This is a genomic window from Marinobacter sediminum (assembly GCF_016820575.1).
GTDB lineage: Bacteria > Pseudomonadota > Gammaproteobacteria > Pseudomonadales > Oleiphilaceae > Marinobacter > Marinobacter sediminum.
The window spans coordinates 133,404-159,609 of sequence record NZ_JAEMQH010000002.1; the positions used below are offsets into that span (position 1 = coordinate 133,404).

A 26,206-nucleotide genomic window follows, 5' to 3' on the forward strand; every position below is an offset into this window, starting at 1 on the left:
GACCTATCCATGAATTCCGAAAAAATCATCGCCTCCCTGAAAGAGTTGATTGCCACCGGTGACAATGCCGGCAAGGTGCTGACCGATCCTGACGATCTTCAGGCCTATGGTAAGGATTGGACCAAGATCTACCCGCCCAAGCCCACCGCCATTGTGTTGCCAAAAACCACCGAACAGGTGCAGGCGCTGGTGCGGTTTGCCAATGAGAACCAGGTGGCACTGGTGCCTTCGGGTGGTCGTACAGGTCTGAGCGCCGGTGCAGTGGCGGCCAATGGCGAAGTGGTTGTGGCATTCGACAACATGAACCAGGTCCTGGAATTCAACGCCAGCGATCGCACCGTGCACTGCCAGGCCGGCGTGGTCACCGAACAGCTGCAGAATCTGGCCGAAGAGAATGGTTTGTATTATCCGGTGGACTTCGCCTCGGCAGGCTCCAGCCAGCTGGGTGGCAACCTGTCCACCAACGCCGGTGGTATCAAGGTGATCCGCTACGGCATGAGCCGCGACTGGGTGGCCGGGCTGAAAGTGGTGACCGGCAAGGGCGATATCCTGGAACTGAACAAGGATCTGGAAAAGAACAACACCGGTTACGATCTTCGTCACCTGTTCATTGGCGCGGAGGGCACGCTTGGCTTTATTACCGAAGCCACCATGAAGCTGACTCGGCAGCCAGATAACCTGACCGTGCTGGTGCTGGGCCTCAACGACCTCACCAACACCATGGACGTGCTGCAGACCTTCCAGAAGCAGATCGACCTGACCGCTTACGAATTCTTCTCGCACCAGGCCATGCAGCATGTGCTGGGCCATGGCCAGGTGCAGGCGCCGTTCGAGACCGAGGCGCCGTACTACGCACTGCTGGAGTTCGAGGCCGTTTCCGACCAGGTCATGGACGATGCCATGGCCCTGTTCGAGCAATGCGTGGAGCAGGGCTGGGTGCTGGATGGCGTTATCAGTCAGAGCGAAACCCAGGCCCAGAACCTGTGGCAGCTGCGGGAGCGGATCTCCGAGTCTATCGCGCCGCGTACGCCCTATAAAAATGATATCTCCGTGGTGGTGTCCAAGGTGCCGGGCTTCCTGACCGAAATCGACGAGGTCGTCACCCAGCATTACCCGGATTTTGAAATCATCTGGTTCGGCCACATTGGCGACGGCAACCTGCACCTGAACATCCTCAAACCCGAGGACATGGCCAACGAGGACTTCTTCGAGAAGTGCCAGCAGGTCAATAAGTGGGTGTTTGAGATTGTTCAGCGTTATGAGGGCAGTGTCTCCGCCGAGCATGGCGTGGGCATGACCAAGAAGCCGTATCTGCATTACACCCGAAGCGAGGCCGAAATTGCCTACATGAAGGCCATCAAGCAGGTGTTTGATCCCAATGGGGTTATCAATCCTGGCAAGATCTTCGACTGATGCGTGATCACGTCGTGGTACTGACCGGTGCTGGCATCAGCGCCGAAAGCGGCCTCTCCACTTTCCGGGATAACGGGGGCTTGTGGGAAGAGCACAGTGTCTACGATGTGGCGACGCCGGAGGCATTTGCCCGTAACCAGGAGCTGGTGCTGCGGTTCTACAACGACCGCCGGCGCCAGCTTGAATCTGCCCAGCCCAACCAGGCCCACCGGTTGCTGGCGGAACTGGAGTCACGATACCGGGTAACCATCGTCACCCAGAACGTTGATGATCTGCACGAGCGGGGTGGCTCAAGCAATGTCATTCACCTCCACGGCGAACTCACCAAAGCCCGCAGCTCCCAGCACCCGGAGCTGGTTTACGACATCGGCTACCGGGACATCCAGCCGGGTGAAACCTGCGAGCGCGGCGCCCAGCTGCGGCCCCACATTGTCTGGTTCGGTGAAGAAGTGCCGATGCTGGATGCTGCGGCCGAGATGGTTCGTACCGCCGATCATCTGCTGATCGTCGGCACCTCGCTACAGGTCTATCCGGCAGCAGGCCTGGTTTATGAAGTGGAGCCGGGAGTTCCTGTCACGGTTGTGGACCCGGCCGAACCTCCGTCCGTGTCCCGGGCCCGCTTTATTCAGAAGGGCGCCTGCGAAGGCGTGGCCGACTGGGTTGCCGGCCTAAGCTGAATTTACCCGAGGATGGGGCTGAGCCTGCTCAGTCGAGCGAGGTCTCCAGGTACTTTTCCAGCTCGGACCGGAACGCCGCCTGCACACCCAGCCGCTTCAGCATCCAGTAATGCCCGGCAATCATGCGGTCAATGAAGATACTCTCCACTGGCGGTTTGAAATACTCCAGGTATTTGAACACCGTGCTGGTCTTGGCGGCTACACGCTGGTGCACGTCCGCTTCCGCGAAGTCGTAAGGTTCTTCCTGATCGAATGGGACAATGAGGATGTCCCGCCACATGGCGTAATAGGCCTCGTCCACCGCTGGCTGGCTTTCCACCCGTGCACCCAGGTCAATCAGATGGCGATCCAGGGCCTGATAGTCTTCCTGCAGTGCGGCTACTAAGGCCTGGCGGTAGGATTTGATGATTTCAGGCTTCAGCTTCTTCACGCAGCCGAAGTCGTAGAGAATAATCGAGCCGTCCGGTCGGTAGGCAAAATTGCCGGCGTGGGGGTCACCGTGGATGCACTGGAAGCGAAACAGCTGGTCGGCCATGGTGGTGAAGATGCGGTGGCCAATCAGGTTGATGGTGTCCTGGTCGTAGCGTGCAGGTGTCACTTCGCTGACGTGATCGCCCTCCACCAGTTCCAAAGTTAGGACCCGGCGGGTGGAGTGGCTGTCGATCACGCCGGGGATGATGATCCAGTCGTCCTTCTCGTGGAATTTCCGGAACAGCCGCAGGTTGTCGGCTTCGTTGACGTAATCCAACTCTTCCTTAAGCCGCTCCCGAATCTCGCCAAAGAGCTGGTCGACGGCTTCCTTGGGCATTTTCAGCAGGCCGCCCAGTTTTAGTGCCAGGCGCAGTTGCTTAAGGTCGGAATCGCAGGAATCGTCCACGCCGGGGTACTGCACTTTGACAATGACGTCGGTGCCGTCGTGAAGGCGGGCGCGGTGGACCTGGCCGATGGACGCGGCAGCGTAGGGTTTCTCCTGCAGGTACTCGAACAGCTCGGCAATGGACTTGCCCAATTCGGTTTCGATCTGCTCGACGATCACCGGGAACGGCATCGGCGGTGCTTCTTTTTGCAGGGTTTGCAGGGCGTCAGAGAATTCCTTGGGCAGAAAGTCCTGGGTTTGTGAGGCGATCTGGCCAACTTTCATGACCGCGCCCTTGAGCTCGCCCAGCGTGTCGGCTATCTGCCCGGCCATACGGGTGTAGCTTTCACTCTGGGCGCCATCGTCATTCTCGCTCCGGAATATGCGACGTGCCCGCTGACCGGCGTATTGACCAGCCACGGAAGCCGTCATGCCTGCGAGTTTCAGAAATCGACCACTACGGGAAGTTACCGGTTTTTTTGCCATGCAGGTTGTACGTCCTCAACCGGAGATAAGTTTGCTCACGCCAAACGTTAAACCACTTTGGTTTCGACGAACAGCAGGTCTTCCAGTTCGAGAGACAGGGTTTGGCCGATTTGGAGCGGGCCGACGCCCTTGGGGGTTCCGGTCAGTACGATGTCACCCGGCATCAGGCTGAACTGGCTGCTGATGTGGGCAATCAAAGGCACGATGGGGTTGAGCATTTCGCGGCTGTCGCCGGTCTGGCGACGCTCGCCGTCGATATCCAGGGTGAACTGGATATGGTCTTTATGCAGCTTGTCGGCAGCGACGAAGGGGGAGAGCGGGCAGGCGCCGTCAAAGGATTTAGCCCGTTCCCAGGGTTGGCCTTTCTCTTTCAGCTTGCTCTGGATATCCCGCAGTGTCAGATCCAGCGCCATGCCGTAACCAAGAATGGCACTTTCCGCTTCGCTGGCGGAGGCGTTGGTCAGTGGGCGGCCAATCAGAACGGCCAGTTCGGCCTCATAATGAACCTCGCCACGGTCGTGGGGAACCGCCAACGGGCGGGTGATGTGCACCGCTGCTGTTGAGGGTTTGATAAACAGCAGCGGCTCATCCGGAACCGGATTGTTCAGCTCCCGGGCGTGTTCCGCGTAGTTGCGGCCGATGCAGACAATCTTGCCCAGAGGCAAGTGCACGGGTGTGCCGTCTTTCCAGTGATGTTGATAGTCCTGCATAACCGCCTCCCGTGCGCTGTCTGTTTATTCTCCGTCGAACGAGCAGACAGTATAAACCCGGAGCCCATCTTCCTGCAGCTTTCGGGAACCGCCGAGATCGGGCAGGTCAATCATCGCCGCTACTTCCACGATTTCCGCGCCAATTCGGCGAATCAGGCGGGTGGCGGCCAGCATGGTGCCGCCGGTGGCGATCAGGTCGTCGACCAGGACCACCTTGTCGCCGGGTTTGAAGGCGTCTTTGTGCAGCTCAACGGAGGCGTTGCCGTATTCAAGCTCGTAGTCCTCGACCAGGGTGTCGAACGGCAGTTTGCCCTTCTTCCGCACCAGGACCAGGGAAGCGTTCAGCTCGTAGGCCAGGGCCGAACCAATGATAAAACCGCGGGCATCGACAGCAGCCACGGCATCGATTTCATGGCCGTGATAGCGATGGACAAAGGCATCAATCAGCTTACGAAACGCGGTCTTGTCCTGCAGGACCGTGGTGATGTCGCGAAACGCTACGCCGGGCTTGGGCCAGTCCGGCACGGTGCGAATCGCCTTCTTGATGCTTTCAGAGAAATAATCCATGACAGATCCGGTGATTATTCAGGATGCGGCTTATGCCGCATCCAGGAAGATGAATTTCAGGACGAAGACCACGGCAATGGTAACAACGCTGGCGTTCAGGTCAGACCAGCGGCCACTCAGGGCTTTTACGATGGCATAGGTGATGAAACCCATAGCGATGCCGTTTGCGATGGAGAAGGTCAGCGGCATCATCAGTGCCGTCACCACTGCCGGAGCGGCGTCGGTGATGTCGTCCCAGTCCACCAGCTTCAGGCCGCCGGTCATCAGCACGGCTACATACATCAATGCCGGAGCGGTGGCGTAGGCAGGGATGATGCTGGCAATGGGTGACAACAGCAGGCACGCCAGGAACAGGGCAGCGACGACCACGGCAGTCAGGCCGGTGCGGCCACCGGCGGAGATGCCGGCCGTGGATTCAATGTAGCTGGTGGTGGTGGAGGTGCCCATGGCGGCGCCGGACATGGTGGCGACCGAATCGGACATCAGGGCGCGCCCCAGGCGTGGCAATTTGCCGTCCTTGTCCAGGAGGCCGCCGCGCTGGGCGGCACCGATCAGCGTGCCCGAGGTGTCGAACAAATCAACAAACAGAAACGCGAAGACAATGCTGATCATGCCAACGTTCAGGGCGCCGGCTATGTCCAGCTGCATGAATGTCGGTGCCAGGCTCGGCGGGGCAGAAACAAGCCCGTTGTACTCAACCATACCAAGCATCATGGAAATACCGGTGATGGCAATGATGCCGATCATAACGGCACCGGTAACACGTCGGAACGACAGTGCACAGATCAGCACGAAGCCACCGAAGAACAACAGGCTTTCGGCAACCTTGATATCACCCAGGCCGACCAGTGTGGCGGGGTTATCCACCACGATGCCGGCGTTTTTCAGGGCGATCAGCGCCAGGAAGAAGCCGATACCGGCGGAAATGCCGAAACGCAGGGACATCGGAATGCTGTTGATGATCCACTCACGGACCTTGAAGATGCTGAGCAGAAAGAAGATAACACCAGACAGGAAGACCGCACCAAGCGCCACCTGCCAGCTGTAACCCATGCTGCCGACCACGGTGAACGAGAAGAAGGCGTTTAGTCCCATGCCGGGAGCCAGGGCGATGGGGTAGTTGGCCCAGAGGCCCATGATCAGGGTTCCAATGGTGGCCGCCAGGCAGGTGGCGACAAACACGGCACCAAAATCCATGCCGGTCGACGACAGGATGCTGGGGTTGACCACAATGATGTAGGCCATGGTCAGGAAGGTGGTTACGCCCGCAACCAGTTCTTTACGAACAGTGGTGCCGTGGGCCTGGAGTTGGAACAGTCGTTCAAGCATGACGGGAGTCTGCCTCTCAGGATGCCAAAAGTTAGGAGTTGGGAATCGGTTTCGAACGGGAAACGCGGATTGCGCGAAAAAACGACAATCTTACCGGCTGAAGGCTTTCAGGCCAAGGGATGATTGACAGTGTGCTAAAGATGAGCCGGCGAATTAGCCCTGGGTTGAATCCCGTTGCAGGCGAATATCGAAGCGCACAGCCGCCATTCGGACGATGACGATAAAAAACAGGCCTATCGTCAACGCCAGGGCTTCGTTTTCCAGCCACCACTGACACAGGAAGTAGACCCAGCAGCCTGCGAAGGATATCGACGCGTAGATCTGGTCTTTGCGGAAAATGGACGGCACTTCGTTGCACAGGGTGTCACGCAATGCGCCGCCAAAGGTGCCGGTCATCACACCAAGCAGCGAAGCGATGAACCACGAGTGCCCGAGGTCCAGCGCCAGCTGGGCACCGAGGATGGAGAACACGCCCAGCCCGATAGCATCCGGCAGCACGATCTTCGATGTCGGAAGCCGTCCGGCGCGCTGCCAGTAACTGAACACGATGGCCAAAACCAGAATCAACATCGGCAGTTCCTGGTGCTGAATCCAATACACCGGGTGGTTGTCCAGGATCAGGTCGCGCAGGGTGCCGCCGCCCATTGCCGTGATAAAGCCGATAGTAAAGACGCCTACCGGGTCCATATTTTTCACCCGCGCCACCAACATGCCTGAGATGGCAAAGGCAATGATTCCGGTCATTTCAAGCAGATAGATAATATCGAACACAAAAAAACCTGACTGGTCGAATTGCCTCAGTGGGCGTGGTCTGGCTGCGCGAAGAATAGCTGAAAATCATCAGTAGATCATCGTGCTGTCGTCAACAGTGCGTTAGGTTTTGATCCGGATACGGCCTAACGAGCGTAGTTGTATGCTAATTACAACTATCCCATTTTGGAGCCTTGGAAATGCCTTTTCTGCGTTTAGCCTATGCCAGTGAAGCGACCTTTGAGCACAACCCCGTTGAAAAGGGTATTGAACCCCACGTCGCGAGGATTCTAATGACGTCTCGCCAGAACAATGCCAAGCGCCAATTGGTTGGTGGGCTTTACTATGGCGATAACCGATTTTTCCAGTATTTGGAGGGTGAAGAAGCGGACGTTCAGGAGCTCTACAGGAGAATCCAAAAGGATGATCGGCACCGCAATATCGTGACGCTCATCGAGGAGCCACTGGAGGCATCCACGTTTTCCAGCTGGTCGATGAAGTACGTACCGCTGTCCAGAGATGTCCGACGGTTTCTTGAAAATCATGGTCTTACCAGGTTTGATCCCGCCAAATTCACTTCAGAGCAGTGTGAGGAAATGATCGACCTGATCCGCAATTCCAGTGCGGATCAAAAGTTGGTGAATCACGATGAGGCGAGTAGCAGCAGACAGCCCGATCACCCGCAGGTATTCTCGACCGGACTGCGCACGGGGCTGATCATGGCGGCTCTGGGCTTGTTCGGTGCATTGCTGTACGCAGGTTCTATGCTCTGAAGGCCGGATAAGCCCCACTTATAAAAATGGATTAGGAAGCTTTATTTGCTTCATGGGGTGACACTGTTTAGCTTGACGGGTACTTGAATTCAGGCAGATCCTTGGTCTGCTTTGAGCCCAATAACAATGTCACTACAGGAGTTTCCATGAAAGCCATCCTTTGCAAGGAGTACGGCCCGGCCGACACGCTGGTTATCGAAGAGGTCGCAAGCCCGGAGGTGAAGGGGCGCGGCGTAAAAGTACGGGTCAAAGCCGCTGGCCTCAACTTCCCGGATACCCTGATCATCGAGAACAAGTACCAGCTGAAGCCGAACCTGCCGTTTTCCCCGGGTGGCGAGATGGCCGGTGAAGTGATTGAGGTGGGCGAGAAGGTCACACGCTTCAAGCCGGGCGACCGCGTGGCGGGGCTGACCGGTTATGGTGCTTTTGCCGAGGAAGTCATTGTTCCTGAACAGAACCTGCTGCCGGTGCCGGAAGGTATGTCCGATGAGAAAGCCGCAGCCTTCACCATGGTCTACGGCACGTCTTACTACGCCCTTAAGCAGCGCGCTAATCTGCAGCCCGGCGAAAGCCTGTTGGTGCTGGGAGCCAGTGGCGGCGTTGGTCTTGCCACAGTGGAACTGGGCAAAGCCATGGGTGCCCGAGTCATCGCGGCGGCAAGCTCCGCGGAAAAGCTGGCCATCGCCAAGGAAGCCGGTGCCGATGAGCTGATCAACTACAGCGAAGAGCCCCTGAAGGAAGCGGTGAAGAACCTGACTAAGGGCAAGGGCGTGGATGTCATCTACGATCCGGTCGGCGGTGATTTCACCGAGCAGGCCCTGCGCGCCATGGCCTGGAATGGCCGCCACCTGATCATTGGTTTCGCCGCCGGCGACATTCCCAAGGTCCCGGCCAACCTAACTCTTCTGAAAGGCTGCTCCGTGGTTGGTGTGTTCTGGGGCAGCTTCACCCAGCGCGAGCCCGAGGCCAGTGCCCAGAACATGATGGAGCTGATGAAGCTCTACTCTGAGGGAAAGATCGATCCGAAGATCAGCGAAGTGTTTGAGTTTGAAGACTACGCCAAGGCTCTGGGTGCTCTGACTGAGCGTCGCGCTACTGGGAAGGTGGTGCTTAAGGTCGGCTCCTGATTTTGGATCTGTCTCCGCACCTAGCCTGTGGGGTTGGGTGCGGGGTATAGAGGCAAGCTTCTCCCAAAAACCGCTACGAGCACGTCCATGTGCGCTTGTCTACGGCCATCCTTGGCCTTCGACACTTTTGGGAGAAGCTTCCCTCTATACCCTTCGGAATACACGGAGATAGTCATATTGGTCTCGGGCATGAGCAACTTGATGGATCTAGCCAAGAATTCATAGACGATCCCGCTGGAGTTTCCGAGCCGTGCTGGGGTTGCCTTCCCAAAAATGTGGAGGGCCATGGACGGCCCGAAACAAGCGCACACGGATGTGCTTGTAGCGGTTTTTGGGAAGGCAACCGCAGCATGGCAGACTCCATTCCTCTCAGGCTATGGCCAAAGACAAGTCCCCGAACCAAACGTCAGAAGTTAACCTTCCCTGCATCAATGTCAGCAACCAGCTCAGACGTCAGCTGCGTATAACCCTCGGTCCTGGGCAACCAGGCAAACACTTCATCATTCTTCCGTTCCAGCGAATAGCCGGCTTTCTGAATATCCACTTTGCGGTACTTGAACGTACCCGTTTTCTCGATGGCGCGGGTGACCCGCACAAAGACTGGAATCGCGTAGGGAGGCAGGTTGGCTTTGAGGTAAGCGAACAATTTGTTCACGTCAAACTCACTGCCGTTGGAGTGAGGCACCAATGTGACCATGCCGGCCTTGCCGTTGGTGTTGGGGATCTCCACGCCGTAGACGATGGCTTCCTCGACCATGCCCGAGCCGTCGATGATGTTCTCCACTTCGTTGGTGGAGACGTTTTCGCCTTTCCAGCGGTAGGTGTCGCCCATGCGATCTACAAACTGAAGATGGCGGCAGCCGATTTCTTTCAATACATCGCCGGTATTGAACCACGCGTCGCCCTTCTTGAAGGCATCCCGAAGGATGGATTTCTCGGTTGCCTCTTGCTGGGTGTAGCCCTCGAATGACCACTTCTTGGTGATCTCGCCGATTAGCAGTCCCGGCTCGCCCTTGGCGACCTCCTGCATGAAGCCTTTCTTGTCGCGGACCGGATCCCGGGTGCCGTCGTGGAACTTCACCAGCTTGTAGGGAGCGGTGGAGAAGCCAACGGTGTTGTCCACGTTGAAGAAGTTGCTGAAGCCGATGTTGCCTTCGCTGGAGGCATAGAGTTCGGCCACGGTGTCAATGCCAAAGCGCTCCTTGAACTCGCGCCAGATGGAAGGCCGCAGGCCGTTGCCGATCATCTTGCTCAGGCTGTGGTTTCGGTCCTGTTCGCTGGCGGGCTGGTTCAACAGGTAGCGGCAGAGTTCGCCTACATAGCCGAAGGTGGTGGCGCGGTATCGGCGGACGTCGTCCCAGAAGGCGCTGGCGGAGAACTTGCGGCGCACTGCGATGGCGGAACCACCGGCAAGCACCGAGCCCCAGCACACCAGCAGTGCCGTACCGTGATACAGCGGCAGGGTGCAGTACAGGACGTCTTCCGGTTCCATGGCCAGGGACATCATGCCGAAGCCGCCGTAGGCTTTAACGAACTTTCGGTGTGAGCCGGGCGCGGCCTTAGGCAGGCCAGTGGTGCCCGAGGTGAATAGGTAGATGGCGGTGTCGCCCATGCGCGGCGGGTCGAGCAGCGCCGGGTTGCTGCTGTTGAAGGTACTGACCCGCTCGGCCATGTTGGTGAAGCCGTCGGGAGCCTCGCCAAAGGCGTTTAGGGTGTTGATGTCGGCCATGAACAGGAACGGGTCGGGATGACCGGTTTTCAGGCCACCTTTTACTCCGTCGAACGAGGCAAGTAGCTCCTCGCCGACAACCACCATCTTGGGCTCAATCAGGTTGATGCTGTGTTCCAGCACTTTGCCTTTCTGGGAGGTGTTGAGCATGGCGCAAGCCACACCCAGCTTGGCGGCGCCGGCGACAACGGCCAGCAGTTCCGGTCGGTTCTCCAGGAACACGGCAATTGCGTCGCCCTTGGTCAGGCCCTGGTTCTGGAAAAAATGAGCAATGCGGTTGGCCCAGCCATTGAACTCGCTCCAGCTGATCGCCCGGTCATCAAACAACACCGCTGGCCGGTCGCCGTGCCGCTCGGCATTGCGCTCGATCAGGGTGCCGAGGGTCAGTTCCCGGTTCTGGTCCTTAACGGCGTAGTAGTAATAACCCCGGGCGATGGTAGGGAACTTCCGGACGATGCCGGGTAGGCTTCGTACGATGTCCCGGGCTCTGACTTGATCATTGCTCATGCTTGTTTTTCCTAGTCCAGGAACAGGTCCGGTAGCAGGGGCTTGTCACCCGCCGCGTATCGGTAGTGCTCAAAATCAGTTACGCCATCTTGGCGCAGTAGGTCTTCGTCGATCAGGTTTTGGCCGGAAAGCTCATCTGCAGACCGGTTCAGAATGCTCACCGTTGCATCGGCCATGATGTCCGGCTTGCGGCCCTGGGCCATCATGGCTGGGCCGCCCACTTCAAACTCGATGGCGGCGGTGGCAATCAGGGTCTTGGGCCAGAGTGTGTTCACGGCAATGCCGTAGCGCCGGAATTCTTCGGCCATGCCGATGCTCAGCATGGTCATGGCGTATTTGGTGGTGGTGTAGGGGCCGTACTGGGCGAACCACTTGCTGTTCAAGTTTAGCGGTGGCGACAGGCTCAGAATGTGGCCGCGATCGGATTGTTTCAGGTAGGGCAGCGCGGCCTGGCTGCAGGTGAACACTGCCCTGGCGTTGACCTGATGCATCAGGTCGTAGCGACTGGCCTTGAGGTGCTCTACACCGGTCAGCCGAATGGCACCGGCGTTGTTAACCAGGGCGTCGATGCCGCCAAAGTGGTCAGCGGCTTCGTCCATGCGCTGTTTGACCAGTTGATCGTCGCGCACGTCCAGCACCAGGGGCAGTGCCTGACCGCCGGCCGCCCGTACTTCCTCGGCAACCGTGTGGACGGTGCCCGGCAATTTGGGGTGCGGGGTGTCCGATTTGGCGGCGATCACCACGTTGGCACCCTGGCGGGCGCAGGCCAAGGCAATGGCCCGGCCGATGCCGCGGCTGCCGCCAGTGATAAAGACGGTGCGTCCTTTCAGTGTGTTCATGACTCGGCCTCCTGTTGGGCGGACTCTTCAGTCGTTATCTCGACCAGAAGCTGATTGCGTTTAACCTGGTCGCCCGCACCTGCCAGCACTTGGCTGACAACACCGTCACGGTCGGCCTTGACCGGATGTTCCATTTTCATCGCCTCGAGAATAACCAGTGTATCCCCCTGACTGACTCTTTGCCCCGACTTGGCCAGCACTTCGATGATGGCGCCATCCATGGATGCCTGTACCAGGCCACTGCCTGCTCCCAGGCCGCCCGCGGGAGGCTGGTGGGTAACATCGCGCGCCGACCAGGACTGCCCGAAGGCCTGAAAATATAGAGAATCGCCGTCGCGGTGATATTGGCACCTTTGACGGACGCCATTGTCGATCATGCATAGGGAGCCATTCTCAAACGCTTCGATAACCAGTTCGTGCTGGCGATCGCCAACCGCGATGTTCAGCCGGTTGCCCGCCCGGGACACCAGCAGCTTCTGGTTTTGACCAGCCAGTTCAAGGGTGATTGGGGTGCGGGTCGCCGGTGCATTGCTCCAGGCAGTTTGGCCTGATTTGCGGCCCGATTGGCCGTGGTCGAGTATGCCGGCGGCTAGGGCCAGTTCCCGCAGTGACGGTTGCTGGGGCTGAAGTGATGGATCGTCCCGGAACGCCTGCTGCAAGAAGGCGGTGGTGGCTTCACCGGCGCCAAAGGTGTCGTCTGCGATGATGCGGCTGAGGAAGTAACGGTTGGTGGTAACACCGAAAATGGCCGTCTCTTCCAGGGCACGGATCAGGCGCCGGCGGGCATCATCCCGGGTTTGGCCCCAGGCAATGACTTTGGCCAGCATCGGATCATAGTGAGGTGTGATGGTGTCGCCGGATCGGACCCCGGTGTCGAAGCGCAGGCCTTCGCCCTCGGCCGGTTTGAATTGCAGCAGGGGGCCGGTTTGGGGGGTGAAACCGTTGGCTGGGTCTTCGGCGTACAGCCGGACTTCGATGGCGTGGCCGTTCAGCTCGATCTCGTGCTGGGCCAATGGCAGCGGGCGGCCTTCAGCCACAGCCAGTTGCCAGGCCACCAGGTCCTGGCCGGTGATCAGTTCGGTGACCGGGTGTTCCACCTGCAGGCGGGTGTTCATTTCCAGGAAGTAGAAATTGCGGTCTTTGTCCACCAGGAACTCGACCGTGCCAGCGCCTTCGTAACCACAGGCCAGGGCAGCAGTGACGGCGGCTTCGCCCATGGCTGAGCGAAGATCGGGTGTCACAAAGGGGGAGGGGGCCTCTTCGACCACTTTCTGGTGTCGGCGTTGTACCGAGCAGTCTCGCTCTCCCAGGTACACGGCGTTGCCATGCCTGTCGGCGAACACCTGGATTTCAACGTGCCGGGGTTCGAGTACGGCTTTTTCGAGTATCAGCTCGTCGTCGCCGAAGGCCTGTCTGGCTTCGGAGCGGGCCCGTTTGATGTTGTCGGCCAGTTCCCGTTCGGCATCGACCAGTCGCATGCCGCGGCCACCGCCGCCGGCAGAGGCTTTGATCATGAGCGGGTAGCCGATGTCGGCGGCCGCAGCGATCAGTTCTTCGTCGGTGGCGTTATTGCCTTCATAGCCGGGTACTACCGGTACGCCGGCGTCCTGCATGGCAAGCTTGGAGCGGCGTTTACTGCCCATCAGTTCGATGGCATCCGAAGGTGGGCCAACAAACACCAGTCCGGCGGCTTTGCAGGCATTGGCAAAGTTCGAATTCTCGGACAGGAAGCCGTAGCCGGGGTGGATGCAGTCGGCACCGGTTTTGCGGGCGGCTTCGAGAATGGCCTCGGCATTGAGGTAGGAGGCCGTTACCTGTGCGGGGCCGATGCAGACCGCCTCGTCGGCTTCGTGCACGTGCAGGGCGTTGGCGTCTGCCTCGGAATAGACGGCAACGGTGCGGTAGCCCAGGGCTTTGGCCGTGCGGATGACGCGGACGGCGATTTCACCGCGGTTGGCGATTAGCAGTTTGGTCAACATGGTGCAGGTCTCGTTGGTTGTGCCTGTCCGTGATCGGTACCGGACAGGCTTTCAGAAAACCGCTAAAAGCACATCCATGTGCGCTTGGCTCCGGCCATCCATGGCCTCCGACATTTTCTGAAAGCCTGTCCGCCACCGTTCACTCCCTCGAACTAATCTTGTTCTGCCCACGACGGCGGCCGTTTCTGCATAAATGCAACGGTGCCTTCGGCGCCCTCACTACCGCGGATTGCCTCGGCGAATTTCTCAGCAGCATCGTCCAGCAGACCGCTCATATTTTCGTGGCCAACCCGGTGCAGGAGAGCTTTGGTTTCCGCTGTTGCGCCGGGCGCGCACAGTTGGACTCGGTTCAGGGTATGGATGAGCATTTCTTCCAGTTCCGGATCTGAATCGGCCGCTTCATGAACGATGCCCAGGGTGCAGGCCTCTTCCGCATTAATCCGCAAACCAAGCAGCGCCAGGCGTCGGGCCTGGGTGAGGCCGATGCGTTCCACCACAAACGGGGCTATCTGGGCCGGGATGATGCCGAGTGAGGTTTCCGGCATGCCGAAAGTGGCTGTAGGGCCGGCGATGGCTACATCGGAGACGCAGGCAAGACCAAAGCCGCCGCCCATGACAGCGCCTTCGGTAACCGCAATGACCACCTTGGAGGATTCGTTGACCTGCTGGATCATTTGGCCAAAGGCCCGGTTCAGCCGATAAAACGGATCAGCCTCACCCTCGGCCGCTGGCTGGTTGCGAGCGCCAGCCATGTCATTGATGTCGCCACCGGCACAGAAATGGCCACCGGCTCCGCGGATAACCACTGCTCGGATAGCCAAGTCGGATTCGATCTGGGCAAACACCGTGGATAATTCGGCGACCATTTGCAGGCTCATGGCGTTGCGTACATCCGGACGATTGATGGTGACCAACAGGGTGGGGCCCTGCTTTTCCAGCAGCAGTGTTTCGCAATGAGGTAAAGATTCCATCCCAACCAACTCCACTAAGTTTGCTTAATTGCGTTGTTTGCCCGGTAGTGTGCCCATCATCTTGCAGATGATGCCCAGCATGATTTCGTCGGCGCCGCCGCCAATGGATACCAGGCGAACGTCCCGGAAGGCTCGCGACAGCGGGTTGTCCCACATGTAGCCCATGCCGCCCCAGTACTGCAGGCAGCTGTCGGTAACCTCGCGGCCCAGTCGGCCGGCTTTCAGCTTGGCCATGGAGGCCAATTTGGTTACGTCCTTGCCTTCGATGTGCAGCTCGCAGGCCTGGTAGGTGAGGGCACGCAGGGCTTCGATTTCGGTCTGCAGCTCAGCCAGTCGGAAGTGAATGACCTGGTTGTCGAGTAGTGACTGGCCGAAGGTTTTGCGTTCCCGGCAGTATTCAATGGTTTTGTCGACGCAGTTTTCCAGGGACTTGATGACGTTGGCTGCACCCCACATGCGTTCTTCCTGGAACTGCAGCATCTGCATCATGAAGCCGGTACCTTCGGCGCCGATGCGGTAGCGTTGGGGCACGCGCACGTCGTCGAAGAAGATCTGGGCGGTTTCCGAGGAACGCATGCCCAGCTTGTTCAGGTGCGGGCTAAAGGAAATGCCCGGGCTGTTCATCGGCACCACGATCAGGGATTTGTTCTTGTGGGGCTTGTCGTCGCTGGTGTTGGCCAGCAGGCAGATGAAGTCGGCTTTCGGGCTGTTGGTGATCCACATCTTCGAGCCGTTGATGATGTAGTCGTCGCCGTCTGCTCGGGCAACCGTTTTGGTGTTGGCAACATCGGAGCCTGCGCCTACTTCGCTGACGCCGATACAGCCGACCATGTCGCCGGTGATGGCGGGGGCCAGGAAGGTGCGTTTGAGTTCATCGGAGCCGAACCGGGCGATGGCCGGGGTGCACATGTCGGTTTGTACGCCGACAGCCAGGGGTACGCCGCCACAGTGGGCCATGCCCAGTTCTTCAGCGGCCACCAGGTTGTAGCTGTAGTCTAGGCCCATGCCGCCGTATTCTTCCGGCTTCTGGATGCCCAGAATGCCGAGCTTGCCCAGTTTCTTGAACACGTCGTGAATCGGGAACTCGCCGGCTTCTTCCCACTCGTCGCAGTGCGGATTGATCTCTTTCTCGACGAAGTCCCGAACTGTTTTTCGCAGCGCTTCGTGCTCTTCGGTGAATTTCATTTTGTTGTTCTCCTTGTCTGAAATCGGTTCTTAATTGTTGTGTCTGTGCCGCCGGATTACAGCCGGGCGACACCGAACGAATTAGGGCGTAATGGGCGGGCATCGGCTTCGCGGCAGACCGACAGCACCAGCGCCAGTACCCGGCGGGTATCCCGCGGGTCTATCAAGCCGTCGTCCCACAGCCGGGCGGTGCCGTATAGGGCGGTGGAGCCATCTTCGAGTTTCTTGGCGGTGGCCTGCTCAAGAAAATCGAGGGTCTTCGGGTCCGGTTCCATGCCGCCGCGCCGCTGCTTGTCTTCGGCCACGATGCGCATCACTTTGCCGGCCTGGGCCGGGCCCATAACTGCGGTGCGGCTGTTGGGCCAGGCGAAGATGAAACGCGGGTCCAGGCCGCGGCCGCACATGGCGTAGTTACCTGCACCATAGGAGCCGCCGATCACGATTGCGATCTTGGGTACCCGGCAGTTGGCGACCGCCTGGATCATCTTGGAGCCGTGTTTGATGATGCCGTTCTGCTCGGAATGGGTGCCCACCATGAAACCGGTGGTGTTGTGCAGGAACAGCAGCGGCGTGCCGGCCTGATCGCATAGCTGGATGAACTGGGCCGCCTTCGCGCTGCCAGCCGGGGTGATCGGGCCGTTGTTGCCGATGATGCCCACCGCATGGCCTTCGATGCGGATGGTGCCGCACACGGTCTGGTCATCGAACTCATTCTTGAAATCCATGAATTTCGAGCCGTCGGCAATACGGGCCAGGATTTCACGAACATCGTAGGGTTTCTTGGAATCGGATGGGATCACCCCCAGCAGTTCTTCCGCTGGAAACCTTGGGTCGTCCCAGGTCAGCTCGCGCTGGGGTGGTAGCTGTTCGTTCCAGGACAAGGCTTCGAGGATATTGCGGGCCTGGCGGATACCGTCGGCGTCGTCCTCGGCCAGGTATTCGGCGGTGCCGGCGACCTGGGCGTGCATCTCGGCGCCACCCAGCTCCTCGTCGGTAGCTACCTCGCCGGTGGCGGCTTTCAGCAGTGGCGGGCCGGCGAGGAACATTTTGGCCTGGCCGCGCACCGCTACCACGTAGTCAGAAAGGCCCGGCTGATAGGCGCCGCCGGCGGTGGCGTTGCCGTGCACCACGGTTACCTGGGGAATGCCCGCGGCAGACATTCGGGCCTGATTGGCAAAGCTCCTTGCGCCTTGCACAAAGATGTCGGTGGCGTAGTTGAGGTTGGCGCCACCACTTTCGGACAGCGATACCACGGGCAGTTTATTCTCGGCGGCGATCTGCTGCAGGCGCAGGGTCTTGTCCAGGCCGGCCGGGGTGATGGTGCCGCCCTTGATCGCGCTGTTGCTGGCCACCACCAGGCAACGAATACCGCTGACGGTGCCAATGCCGGCGATGATGCCGCCGCCCGCCAGGCTGCCGTCCTTGTCGTCGTGCATCTGGTAGCCGGCCAGGGAGCAGAGTTCCAGAAAAGGCGTGCCGCGATCGAGCAGCCGGTTGATCCGATCCCGCGGCAGCAGTTTGCCGCGCTTGGTGAACTTTTCCCGGGCCGCTTCGGCCAGGTCCAGCACCTTCTGCTCCACTTCCCGGAAGGTCTGGATGTGAGCTTCCATGGCTTCGGTGTTGGCCCGGAAGTCGTCCGACTGGGGATTGACTGTGGTCTCCAGCACTTGCATGGCGTTCTCCTCAGTCGTCGCTCAGCACTTTCGGGGTGGTGGCGCGGTGGAAGCCATTGAACGGTTCGTTGTTCTTGGCCTTGGGGAAGGGCCACATACGCCCGCCCTGGGAGGCGCCGCCGTCGATGCGCAGGCAGTCGCCACTGATAAAGGCAGCCCCGGGGCTGAGCAGGAAGCAGATGGCGGCGCTGACTTCCGATTCGGTGCCCATGCGCTTGATGGGCACGTTGTCGCCCAGGCTGCGGATCCATTCCTTCATCTGTTCGGGGTAGTTGTCCATGCCGCTGGAGGCAATCCAGCCCGGTGCCACTGCGTTGACGCGCACACCGGAGGTGCCCCATTCCACCGCTGCGGTCTGGGTGAAGTTGACCATGCCGGCCCGTGCCGCGCCCGAGTGGCCCATGCCGGGCATGCCGCCCCACATGTCAGCGACGATGTTGACGATGGCGCCACCGGTCTTGGCCAGGGCCTGGGTGTAGGCTTCCCGCGCCATCAGGAAGCCGCCGGTCAGGTTGGTCCGAACCACGGCCTCCCAGCCTTTTTGGTTGATGCCGGTCAGCGGTGACGGGAATTGGCCGCCGGCGTTGTTGACCACACCGTTCAGCCCGCCGTGCTCTTCAAGGATGGCGGCCACGGTGGCTTTTACCGAGTCCTCCTCGCGGATGTCGCAGACGTGGGCGGAGGCAATGCCGCCGTCTTCCTCGATTTCGGCCTTTACGGTTTCAACCTTCTCAGCTTTGCGACCCACCAAAGCGATCCGGGCGCCGAGGGCGGCCAGTTCGTGGGCGGTGCAGCGGCCAATGCCGGAGCCGCCGCCCGTCACGATGAAGGTCTGGCCCTTGAACAGCTCGGGATGAAAGACGGATTGATAGCTCATGTACGGTGTCCTTTTTCCATGACAGCCCGGCTAACCGGAACCGGAAATTCAAGAAGTTGCTGGGCGAAGGCCTTGCCCTGGGGGTCGATGCGTAGGCTGGCGACGCCGCCTCCACCCAGGCTGTGCTCCAGCAGGAAGTTAAAGGCGTTCAGCCCCGGCATGGCCCAGCGGGTGACTCTGCCGGTGTCGGGGTTGAGGGTGTGTTGCATCCACTCGGCAACGGCGGTTTCGGTCAGCGCCGCGTCGATGAAGGGCAGGAAATCCGGATGGCGGGCAACAACGCCGATGTTGCTGTGGTCGCCTTTGTCGCCACTGCGGGCCCAGGCCAGCTCGATCAGGGGAACGGTGGTGTCGGTTGCCGGAGCGGTCTGGCTTGCTGTTGCTTCGGACAGTTGGCTCGGGTCAAAGCCACCGCCGGTGGCGACCGATACCGGCTGGCGGTTACCGTCGAGATCCACGGATACAGAGGTCCCGGTCTTGGGCACGAGGCAGGAAAACAGCCGGATTTTAGGCCACACGGCCGGGCGCCCCCCAACAATGCCGGTCAGGCCGGGCGCCATGCCAGTGGCGGCCTGGGCAATTTCCCGGGAGAACAGCACCAGTGCTTCTTTTTTTGGATGCGCGGTGCCGATCTTCACCACCACTTCCCGGCTCTCACCGCCGCGACCATGAGCGCCGTAGGTAGCTTCAGTGCCCAGCAATTCCACGCTGGTTTCCGTGTAGTCCGGCAGGTCCCGCTCCTGGAACAGGCGTGAGGTTTTCGCCAGGATGGCGTCAGCCACCTTTTGGGCCTTGGCCGGGGCGTTGATGCCCGCTATCAGGAAGGTAACCGTGCACTTGAAGCCGTCCGGCCAGGTGCCGGACACTTTGTAGCTGTCGGTAGGGGGTAAGCCGATAGCACCGCATACAGTGACCTGGTCTGGCCCGGTTTCTTCCAGGGTCACTCGGGTGAAATCGCAGGTTACGTCGGGCAGCAGGTAGGCCCGTGGGTCCCCAATCTCGTACACCAGCTGTTCCGCCACTGTACCCAGGCTGACCTGGCCACCGGTGTCTTCGGGCTTGGTGATCACGAACTCGCCGTCGGCATTGACCTCGGCAATCGGAAAGCCCATGTCCGCGTAACCATCGGCTACTTGCTCCCAGTCGGTAAAGTTGCCACCTGTCACCTGCGCGCCGCATTCCAGCAGGTGGCCGGCAAGGCTGCCCTGGGCCAGTTTGTCGTAGTCGGACCAGTTCCAGCCGAATTCGTGCACCAGGGGCGCCAGTACCAAGGCGCTGTCGGCAACGCGACCGGTGATCACAATGTCCGCGCCTTGTTCCAGCGCCGCCACCAGGCCTGGCGCGCCCAGATAGGCATTCAGGCTCACCATCATGGGCGGCATCGGTTGGCCGGTGGTCATTTCGGTAATGCCCGCCTCTGCCAGGGTTTTCTTTTCAGGCAGCAGATCATCGCCCAGGACCAGGGCGATCTTCATCTCGATGCCAGCCTGCTTGCACAGTGCCTGCAAAGCATCTCGGCAGGCCACCGGATTAAAGCCGCCGGCATTAGCCAGCACGCGGATGCCTTTTTCGCGAATCTCACCCAGCAGCGGACCCATGACCGTCTGCACAAAATCCCGGGCATAGCCCTGGGACGGGTCTTTCATCTTTTGTCCAGCCATGATCGACATGGTGATTTCAGCCAGGTAATCCGCCACCAGATAATCAATCCGGCCGCTTTGAACCAGTTGTGCGGCGGCGGTTTCGGTATCCCCCCAGAACGCAGCCGAGCAGCCGATGCGGATGGTTTTTCCGGTGTCTTTGGCGGAGTCTGTCATGCGTCAAAACCCTTTGAGGTCGGAGGCGATCTGGCCGGGTAGGGCAGCCTGCGTCTTTCGATAGTGTCCCTGGATGGTTTTGACAATACCAAGCAAGCGCTTGGTTTGTAAACAGGGAAATGTCGGGTAGAATCATTGGCCTGTTTCGACTGCCGGAAAGCCATTGTGAACCAAAGCAAAATCCTGAAGGACCTGATTTCTGACAACCTTGTCTCCGACCCCAATGGCGCCCGCGGTCGCCTGTTAAAAGAGGCGGCACGCCTGTTCCGGGACAAGGGCTATGAGCGCACCACGGTCAGGGATCTGGCCGCCGCGGTTGGCATCCAGTCCGGCAGTCTGTTCCACCATTTCCGCACCAAAGAGGAAATTCTCAAAGCGGTGATGGTGGAGACTATTCGGCTGAATACCGCCCTGATGCAGGCAGCGGTGGATGCGGCGCCGACCAGTCAGGAAAAGCTGCGGGCGTTGGTGCGCGCCGAGCTGGAATCGGTCAACGGTCAGACCGGAGAGGCCATGGCGGTGCTGGTGTTTGAGTGGCGCAGCCTGGCTGAAGAGTCCCAGGCGGATGTGCTGGAGTTGCGGGACATCTACGAGAAGCTCTGGCTGGATACCCTTGAGTCATTGCGGCAGGAAGGACGCCTGCTAGCGGATCCATTCGTGGTTCGCCGCATGCTCACCGGAGCCCTGAGCTGGACGGTCACCTGGTATCGGCCAGAACGTGGCGGATTAACCCTGGACGGGCTCACCGATCAGACCATGGCCATGATGGGCTTTGCCCCGGGGGCGTAATCGCGGCCCGTTCCTTCGCAAAAGCGCGGCCAAAAAAAGGACCCACGAGTGGGTCCTTTTTCGTTTTAGGGGCCGAGTTATTATCGGCTGACTAGTCCTTGGCGAGCTCCTCAAATTGGTATTGCACCGGAAGTTCGTTCAGGGCGATCTCCTCTTCCGTGAAGGGGAAACGGATCCACTGTTTCCTGGAGTAAGCCTCGGTCATGTCCCGGTAATAGGGCGAGGCCGGATCGGTAGACTGAGAGTAGGTAACGAAGCCTTCCGCTTTCGGAGTGCCATCATCGTTCCAGGTTACGGTTTGAATGTAGCTGTTGCCGTAGTTGACATCATATTTGCCGTCACTCAGGTCGTTCGGCCGGCTGATGGCGATGGTGAACGCGCCCTCGAAGCCCTCGCCGCCAAAGACGGGGATGTTCTCACCTTCGTGAATGCCAGATATTTGGATTTCCCGAATGGAGGCATCGAAGGGAATGCCCGCGTTTTCAATGGCCTTTACGGCGTCTGCAAAGGCCATTTCAATGCGCGGATTCGCCACGTTAAGAACCCGGGGCGTGTTAACCGGGCCGTCGAGTTGACCTGTCGCATCGAAGGGAACCAGCCACTTGTCAGGGGATGAGTCGGAAATGCTGGCAACAGTGCGCCAGAATTCGCGCCAAGTATGTCCTCCCCCGGAATTCAGGTTATGGGTTCCGTCCCAAGCCCTCAGGGCCTCACAGGCTTGGGTGATGTTGACTTGTTCGCCATTACTGGCCAGCAGTGTTTCAGAGTCGCAATAGGCGTTGAGGACATCTTCTCGGGCCAGCTCCTCGGACAACAGGCTGCTGTCGAGAACCACAGACTGCAAACCTGCCAAATCGAAGAGCTCGTTGCTCTCCAATTGATTCTTAACTTGCAAAATGCATTTTCGGGTACGCAGGGTCCGAGGCGTATTTTCATCCCCAATAATCCCGGCAAAGCCAGTGAGCGGTTCTTTGGGGTTGGTGAGCCAGTAGCTGTCGTTGCAGTTGTGTACCCAGTCGTTACGCTCCAGTTTGGGTAGGTTTTTGGGCCCGAAAATTCCGTCAGCCCTAGCTGGTGCGTCGTCATCGTTACCCCAGGCGCATTCGGGGTTGGAGCCATTCAGGATGGGAAGCCCGGGTGCGAGTTGAGCGAACACCGGAGTCAGCGAGGATGCGCAGGCAGGTGATTGAGCTTGGACATCCGTAACGTTCGGCACGACGGTCACGTCGCCGTAGTAAGCCGGCTTGCCGGGGCCTGTCGCCACGGTGTTGACCCAGGGAACGCCGAGCACAGAGGAATGAAGTTCTACGAATTCTTCAAAGCTTTTTGCCTGATTCCATCGGAAGAACTGGTTTAGCAAGCGGTCATTTTCAGCATTTGCATCCCGGAGTGTGTAAGCCTTAGCAGAAGACCAGTTCAGCACCGGCACACCGGCGGCCTCAAAGGTGAGCATCGGGCCATAATGGGATGAATACAGCGTGCGGGTGTGAGTGCTAACGCTGCCATCGTCTTCCAATACATCGATGTTGATGTCACGCGCTTCCATGTCCACGAACTGGTTGTCGTACCAGTACTGGGTCGGATCGGAGGGATTCAAGGTGAGCTCGTAGAAGGTAAAGCGGTAGGCTGTGGAAACCGTGTGGCTCCAGGCAAAATGCTCGTTGAAGCCGATCAGCACCGCCGGCAGGCCGTACAGTGAGGCACCCATGATTTCGGTACTGTCGCCGACCTTCAGGTGCGCCAGGTACAGGCGTTCGGTCTTTTCCCACGGGAAGTGGGGGTTACCGAACAACATGGACTCGCCGTTGGCACTGGCCTCGGCGGAAAGGCCGTACATGTTGCTGCCGATGGGGAGTTCCCGGTCGAAGGGAAAGCCCAGCTCGATCTCGTCCTTCTGCAGCGCAGAGAGCAATGTTTCAGTTCGGTCGCGTTCAGTCGATGCCAGGGGCTGGGTGTCGTCGGGCGCATCTAGCTCGGTGTTTCCCGGTTGGTCCGGTAGGTTGCTAAGGGGGGCTAGGTTATTTTCGATTGCTCTGGCTACCCGTTTGGGGAGGCGTTCAAGATGTTCGGCAGTAAGGTCGCCTTCCCCCGGCTGAGGGCTGTCCGTGCCATCCTGCTTAGGCGGGCTCGCGGTCGCAATGCCATCGACAAACACCGAGGAGCTGGCCAGCACCGCCAACCGGAAATACCGGCGGTACATGTCGCTTTCCTCCAGCTCGAACAGCCACTCCTCGTCTCGGCACGCTTCATGGCGTCCGGAGTGCTGGCCGCTCTTGATCTCGCTCAGGTAGCGGTTAAAGCCCGCCACGTAGCCGGCAGAGGCCTCGATAACTTCCGGATCACTGTTGGCCTTCAAAGGAGCGATGGCCTTGTCGGTAGCCGTGGCCTTCCAGAAGAAATCGGCGTTCAAGTTGGTGGTCTGGGCACCGTTGGACGGGATCCGATAGGTGCCGTCGGCGCCCAGATAGCGGGAGCGCAAACCCCGAATGGTCAGGGTGTCTTCAGCCAACAGGCACAGGTTATCCTCAGCCTGCACATACCCGTAGGCGTAACCCATGCTTTCAAAATCGTCCGCTTCGATGTGCGGAATTCCGAATTCGGTGCGCCGAAGCGTGGCGCTGTAAACTGTTTCAGCGACCTCGTCATCAACATCCGGAATCTCAGGTGGTGATTTCGGAGGGGTTTTCTCTGTGGTTTCGGTATTGCCAGGAGCAGGTGACGACGAGTCGCCGCCAGAAAGGCAGCCTGCCAAGAGCAATGGCGCCAGGGTCAGAGGGAGTATGTGTTTGTGTGGAATCATGGTCCGTCCTTCTATTTCTTTTGGTTTTTGTAACAATCGGTAACGGAGGGGGCGTTGAAATGGTTCCACGCCTGATGTCTGTTTGCCCTTTTTGCATGGTGCAGAATAGGCCATTGGCCTGATCGGCATTTGGTATCGGCATTCAAGCCATTTTTGTAGGACAAGATTCGCAGCATGCTTGTCGCCGTTCATAACAAAAACGCACAACAGGACGGACTATGAATTCCTCGCAGGTGTATACCTTCATGCGATCCGGTGGCGCCGTAAAGTTCATCGTGACCGCGGTTTTCTTTTTGTTGCTGGCAGGTTGTTCCGCCAATCCCATCTACAGCACTACCGGCGTCGTGTTGTCCGGTTACTCCGAGGGCGAAGCGACGCCTTACGTGCTACAGATGTCGGATCCCCATATGGCCTGCTCTCTGGGCGAGGGTATTGACCCCTTGCTGTATTCCTTCTCGCGGGTAACCGACGCACCGGATACCACCGGCTCATTGCTGATGCTGCTGGCGGGTAACTGCATGGAATACCGAGCCTGGGAGGCAGAGCTTGCCTACCTCCGCGCTGATTTCGAAGGCAATGTCCCGGCTGCCAAAGACGCCCGGGAAGAAGCCAAACGCCTGAATGCCAAGACCGCCGAGCGTCGCCTCAGAGCCTTCAATCGCGCTATGGCGGCCTACGAATTTGATCCCGCTGCAGAGCCGCTGGAGTGTCCGTTCCTGTTCAGCGAACAGGATGAACTGACCTTCCTGCTCGGGTTGCTGACCGGGATGCAGGCGATCGTGAACGACGCTAACTCCGGCGCTCTGGCGGGCATTCCACGCAACATTGCGCCCCAGGCAGAGCGTGCGGCGATCTGTGTCGACAACGAGAAATGGGGCGGCCTGCCCAATTCAATTCGGGCTCTGGTCTGGTTGCTGCTGCCGGATACCAAGCCGCCGCTGTCACCGGATCCGTGGACGGTGCTGGATCACAGCTCTGAGCTTGGCGTGAAGAAGGGTCTGCGTGCATCCATGGCTCTGGAAGCCGTGGCGGCAGAGACGTTTGGCCGGCCGGATGTGCTGGCCGAGACCATCGCGCAGTTTGCGGCCTCTGAGGAAAAGGTTGAAGTATGGGACGACTACCAGTTGGTAGATGAAGTGGCCGCCGGCGTTATCCGGTTTTCTTCCGATAAGCACTGGACTGCGAACTACGGGTACCGGACGCCCCAAAGTTACTTCGGCAAGATGAGCCCGAAACGAGACATGGACAACGTTGAAACCATGAGTCTGGACGATTTGCTTTAGCGTCCCCACACACCGCTATCCGACTACTAACAAACAGAAAAATGACCCGGAGGTCGTTATGATCCGCAAATCTCTCGCCGCAGTCGCCCTAGCTGCCGTTGTTCCCGTGGCTTCTGCCAAAACCGTGTCTATGTGCGTGTTCGACGTAATCGGCGCCAACGGTGATCTCTATAACATGGTTAAGGACTACGCGTTGGAGATGAAGGCGCACGGCGTCGATTTTGAGCTCAAACCCTACACCGACGAAGGCGTGGCCGTGGGCGATTTCAATGCTGGCCAGTGCGATGCAGTGGCGGCAACAGACCTTCGCACGCGTCCGTTCAACCGCTTTACCGGCAGCATCAGTGCCGTGGGTGCATTGCCAACCTACGACGATCTGAAAACCCTGCTGGCGACCCTGGCACAGCCGAAAGCAGCGCCGCTGATGAAGGAAAACGGTTATGAGGTGCTGGGCATTGTGCCGGTGGGCGCTGGGTACCTGTTTGTCAACGACCGTAGCATTGATACCGCCGGGGAACTGGCAGGTAAGCGCATGGCCACGCTGGATTATCAGAAAGACGCCATTCACATGGTGAACTACGTCAAGGCGACGGTGGTCCCTTCAGACATCACCAATTTTGCCGGCAAGTTCAACAATGGCTCGGTCGATACCGCCTACGCCCCGGCTTTCGCCTACGAGGCCTTGGAGCTTTACAAGGGCATTGGCAAAGAGGGCGGTGTTGTCGACTATCCTCTGGCCCAACTGACCATGCAGGTGATTGCCCGTGATGACGTGTTGTCTGACGACAAAGCCCAGACCGCCCGTGAAGTGGCCTGGGGCATGTTCCCGCAAGCGATGAACCTGATCTCCGGTCAGGAGGCGGCGATTCCGGACGAGAAGTGGGTGAGGATTCCGGAAAAGGATATCCAGGGCTATCAGGAGATGTTCCGCCAGAACCGCCTGGAGATGCGTGACGGTCTGAACGGTGCCCCCGATGTTTACCACCCCAAGATGCTGGGCCTGCTGAGTAAGATTCGTTGTGCCAGCAATCCCGCATCCTCCGAGTGCACCGCGGGCAACCGCGAATAA

The 26,206-nt window shown here is 59.2% G+C and carries 21 protein-coding genes; 7 read left to right on the forward strand and 14 right to left on the reverse strand.

Annotated features, from left to right (window positions below):
- Window positions 1-9: 9 nt before the first annotated feature.
- Together FGO67_RS07475 and FGO67_RS07480 are read left to right on the forward strand one after the other, a co-directional pair.
- Complete coding sequence (locus tag FGO67_RS07475) at window positions 10-1,413, forward strand: FAD-binding oxidoreductase (protein WP_203300126.1); 1,404 nt, start codon at window positions 10-12, stop codon at window positions 1,411-1,413.
- Window positions 1,413-2,090 carry an SIR2 family NAD-dependent protein deacylase gene (locus FGO67_RS07480; protein WP_203300127.1) on the forward strand — a complete coding sequence of 226 codons (678 nt, stop codon included), beginning with the start codon at window positions 1,413-1,415 and terminating at the stop codon, window positions 2,088-2,090. The genes FGO67_RS07475 and FGO67_RS07480 overlap by 1 nt, the downstream gene beginning before the upstream one ends.
- A gap of 28 nt (window positions 2,091-2,118) precedes the next feature.
- On the opposite strand, the gene FGO67_RS07485 is transcribed toward FGO67_RS07480, so the two are convergent.
- The 5 genes from FGO67_RS07485 to FGO67_RS07505 all read right to left on the reverse strand — a co-directional run bounded on the left by FGO67_RS07485 (window position 2,119) and on the right by FGO67_RS07505 (window position 6,809).
- Window positions 2,119-3,432, reverse strand: coding sequence for an ABC1 kinase family protein (locus FGO67_RS07485; protein WP_203300128.1), 1,314 nt, complete (start codon window positions 3,430-3,432; stop codon window positions 2,119-2,121).
- A gap of 47 nt (window positions 3,433-3,479) precedes the next feature.
- Window positions 3,480-4,142: a fumarylacetoacetate hydrolase family protein gene (locus FGO67_RS07490; RefSeq protein WP_203300129.1), complete on the reverse strand. Its 663-nt coding sequence runs from the start codon at window positions 4,140-4,142 to the stop codon at window positions 3,480-3,482.
- A gap of 24 nt (window positions 4,143-4,166) precedes the next feature.
- Entirely contained in the window at window positions 4,167-4,709 is a 543-nt protein-coding gene (locus FGO67_RS07495) for an adenine phosphoribosyltransferase (protein ID WP_203300130.1), read from the reverse strand.
- 30 nt (window positions 4,710-4,739) lie between these two features.
- A complete protein-coding gene (locus tag FGO67_RS07500; RefSeq protein WP_203300131.1) occupies window positions 4,740-6,038 on the reverse strand; it encodes an NCS2 family permease in 1,299 nt (432 codons plus the stop codon).
- A 153-nt stretch (window positions 6,039-6,191) separates the two neighbouring features.
- Window positions 6,192-6,809, reverse strand: coding sequence for a TRIC cation channel family protein (locus FGO67_RS07505; RefSeq protein ID WP_203300132.1), 618 nt, complete (start codon window positions 6,807-6,809; stop codon window positions 6,192-6,194).
- Window positions 6,810-6,988: 179 nt separating this feature from the next.
- On the opposite strand from FGO67_RS07505, the gene FGO67_RS07510 reads away from it, so the two are divergent.
- Window positions 6,989-7,561, forward strand: a complete 573-nt coding sequence (locus FGO67_RS07510; RefSeq protein WP_203300133.1) for a BLUF domain-containing protein — start codon at window positions 6,989-6,991, stop codon at window positions 7,559-7,561.
- Window positions 7,562-7,707: 146 nt separating this feature from the next.
- Window positions 7,708-8,688 carry an NADPH:quinone oxidoreductase family protein gene (locus tag FGO67_RS07515; RefSeq protein WP_203300134.1) on the forward strand — a complete coding sequence of 327 codons (981 nt, stop codon included), beginning with the start codon at window positions 7,708-7,710 and terminating at the stop codon, window positions 8,686-8,688.
- A gap of 406 nt (window positions 8,689-9,094) precedes the next feature.
- Here FGO67_RS07515 and FGO67_RS07520 read toward each other — a convergent pair whose 3' ends face one another.
- From FGO67_RS07520 to FGO67_RS07555, 8 genes are all read right to left on the reverse strand, one after another.
- Window positions 9,095-10,924: a long-chain-acyl-CoA synthetase gene (locus FGO67_RS07520; protein WP_203300135.1), complete on the reverse strand. Its 1,830-nt coding sequence runs from the start codon at window positions 10,922-10,924 to the stop codon at window positions 9,095-9,097.
- Between the two features lie 11 nt (window positions 10,925-10,935).
- Window positions 10,936-11,763 (reverse strand): SDR family oxidoreductase, encoded by an 828-nt coding sequence (locus FGO67_RS07525; protein WP_203300136.1) that lies wholly within the window; start codon window positions 11,761-11,763, stop codon window positions 10,936-10,938.
- Window positions 11,760-13,742 (reverse strand): acetyl/propionyl/methylcrotonyl-CoA carboxylase subunit alpha, encoded by a 1,983-nt coding sequence (locus FGO67_RS07530; protein WP_203300137.1) that lies wholly within the window; start codon window positions 13,740-13,742, stop codon window positions 11,760-11,762. The genes FGO67_RS07525 and FGO67_RS07530 overlap by 4 nt, the downstream gene beginning before the upstream one ends.
- 152 nt (window positions 13,743-13,894) lie before the next feature.
- A complete protein-coding gene (locus FGO67_RS07535; protein WP_203300138.1) occupies window positions 13,895-14,713 on the reverse strand; it encodes an enoyl-CoA hydratase/isomerase family protein in 819 nt (272 codons plus the stop codon).
- A gap of 24 nt (window positions 14,714-14,737) precedes the next feature.
- Window positions 14,738-15,898 carry an acyl-CoA dehydrogenase family protein gene (locus FGO67_RS07540; protein WP_203300139.1) on the reverse strand — a complete coding sequence of 387 codons (1,161 nt, stop codon included), beginning with the start codon at window positions 15,896-15,898 and terminating at the stop codon, window positions 14,738-14,740.
- Window positions 15,899-15,954: 56 nt separating this feature from the next.
- Complete coding sequence (locus FGO67_RS07545) at window positions 15,955-17,571, reverse strand: acyl-CoA carboxylase subunit beta (RefSeq protein WP_203300140.1); 1,617 nt, start codon at window positions 17,569-17,571, stop codon at window positions 15,955-15,957.
- 10 nt (window positions 17,572-17,581) lie between these two features.
- Window positions 17,582-18,448, reverse strand: a complete 867-nt coding sequence (locus FGO67_RS07550; protein WP_203300141.1) for an SDR family oxidoreductase — start codon at window positions 18,446-18,448, stop codon at window positions 17,582-17,584.
- Window positions 18,445-20,265: an acyclic terpene utilization AtuA family protein gene (locus FGO67_RS07555; RefSeq protein ID WP_203300142.1), complete on the reverse strand. Its 1,821-nt coding sequence runs from the start codon at window positions 20,263-20,265 to the stop codon at window positions 18,445-18,447. Before FGO67_RS07555 ends, FGO67_RS07550 begins: the two co-directional genes overlap by 4 nt.
- Before the next feature lie 165 nt (window positions 20,266-20,430).
- Here FGO67_RS07555 and FGO67_RS07560 point away from each other — a divergent pair, with 165 nt between their 5' ends.
- Window positions 20,431-21,054, forward strand: a complete 624-nt coding sequence (locus FGO67_RS07560) for a TetR/AcrR family transcriptional regulator (protein WP_203300143.1) — start codon at window positions 20,431-20,433, stop codon at window positions 21,052-21,054.
- 91 nt (window positions 21,055-21,145) lie between these two features.
- On the opposite strand, the gene FGO67_RS07565 is transcribed toward FGO67_RS07560, so the two are convergent.
- Window positions 21,146-23,854, reverse strand: a complete 2,709-nt coding sequence (locus FGO67_RS07565) for a penicillin acylase family protein (protein ID WP_203300144.1) — start codon at window positions 23,852-23,854, stop codon at window positions 21,146-21,148.
- Between the two features lie 218 nt (window positions 23,855-24,072).
- Between FGO67_RS07565 and FGO67_RS07570 the strand changes: the two genes are divergently transcribed.
- Both FGO67_RS07570 and FGO67_RS07575 read left to right on the forward strand, forming a co-directional pair.
- Entirely contained in the window at window positions 24,073-25,137 is a 1,065-nt protein-coding gene (locus tag FGO67_RS07570) for a hypothetical protein (RefSeq protein ID WP_420844501.1), read from the forward strand.
- Between the two features lie 58 nt (window positions 25,138-25,195).
- Window positions 25,196-26,206, forward strand: a complete 1,011-nt coding sequence (locus tag FGO67_RS07575) for a putative solute-binding protein (RefSeq protein ID WP_203300145.1) — start codon at window positions 25,196-25,198, stop codon at window positions 26,204-26,206.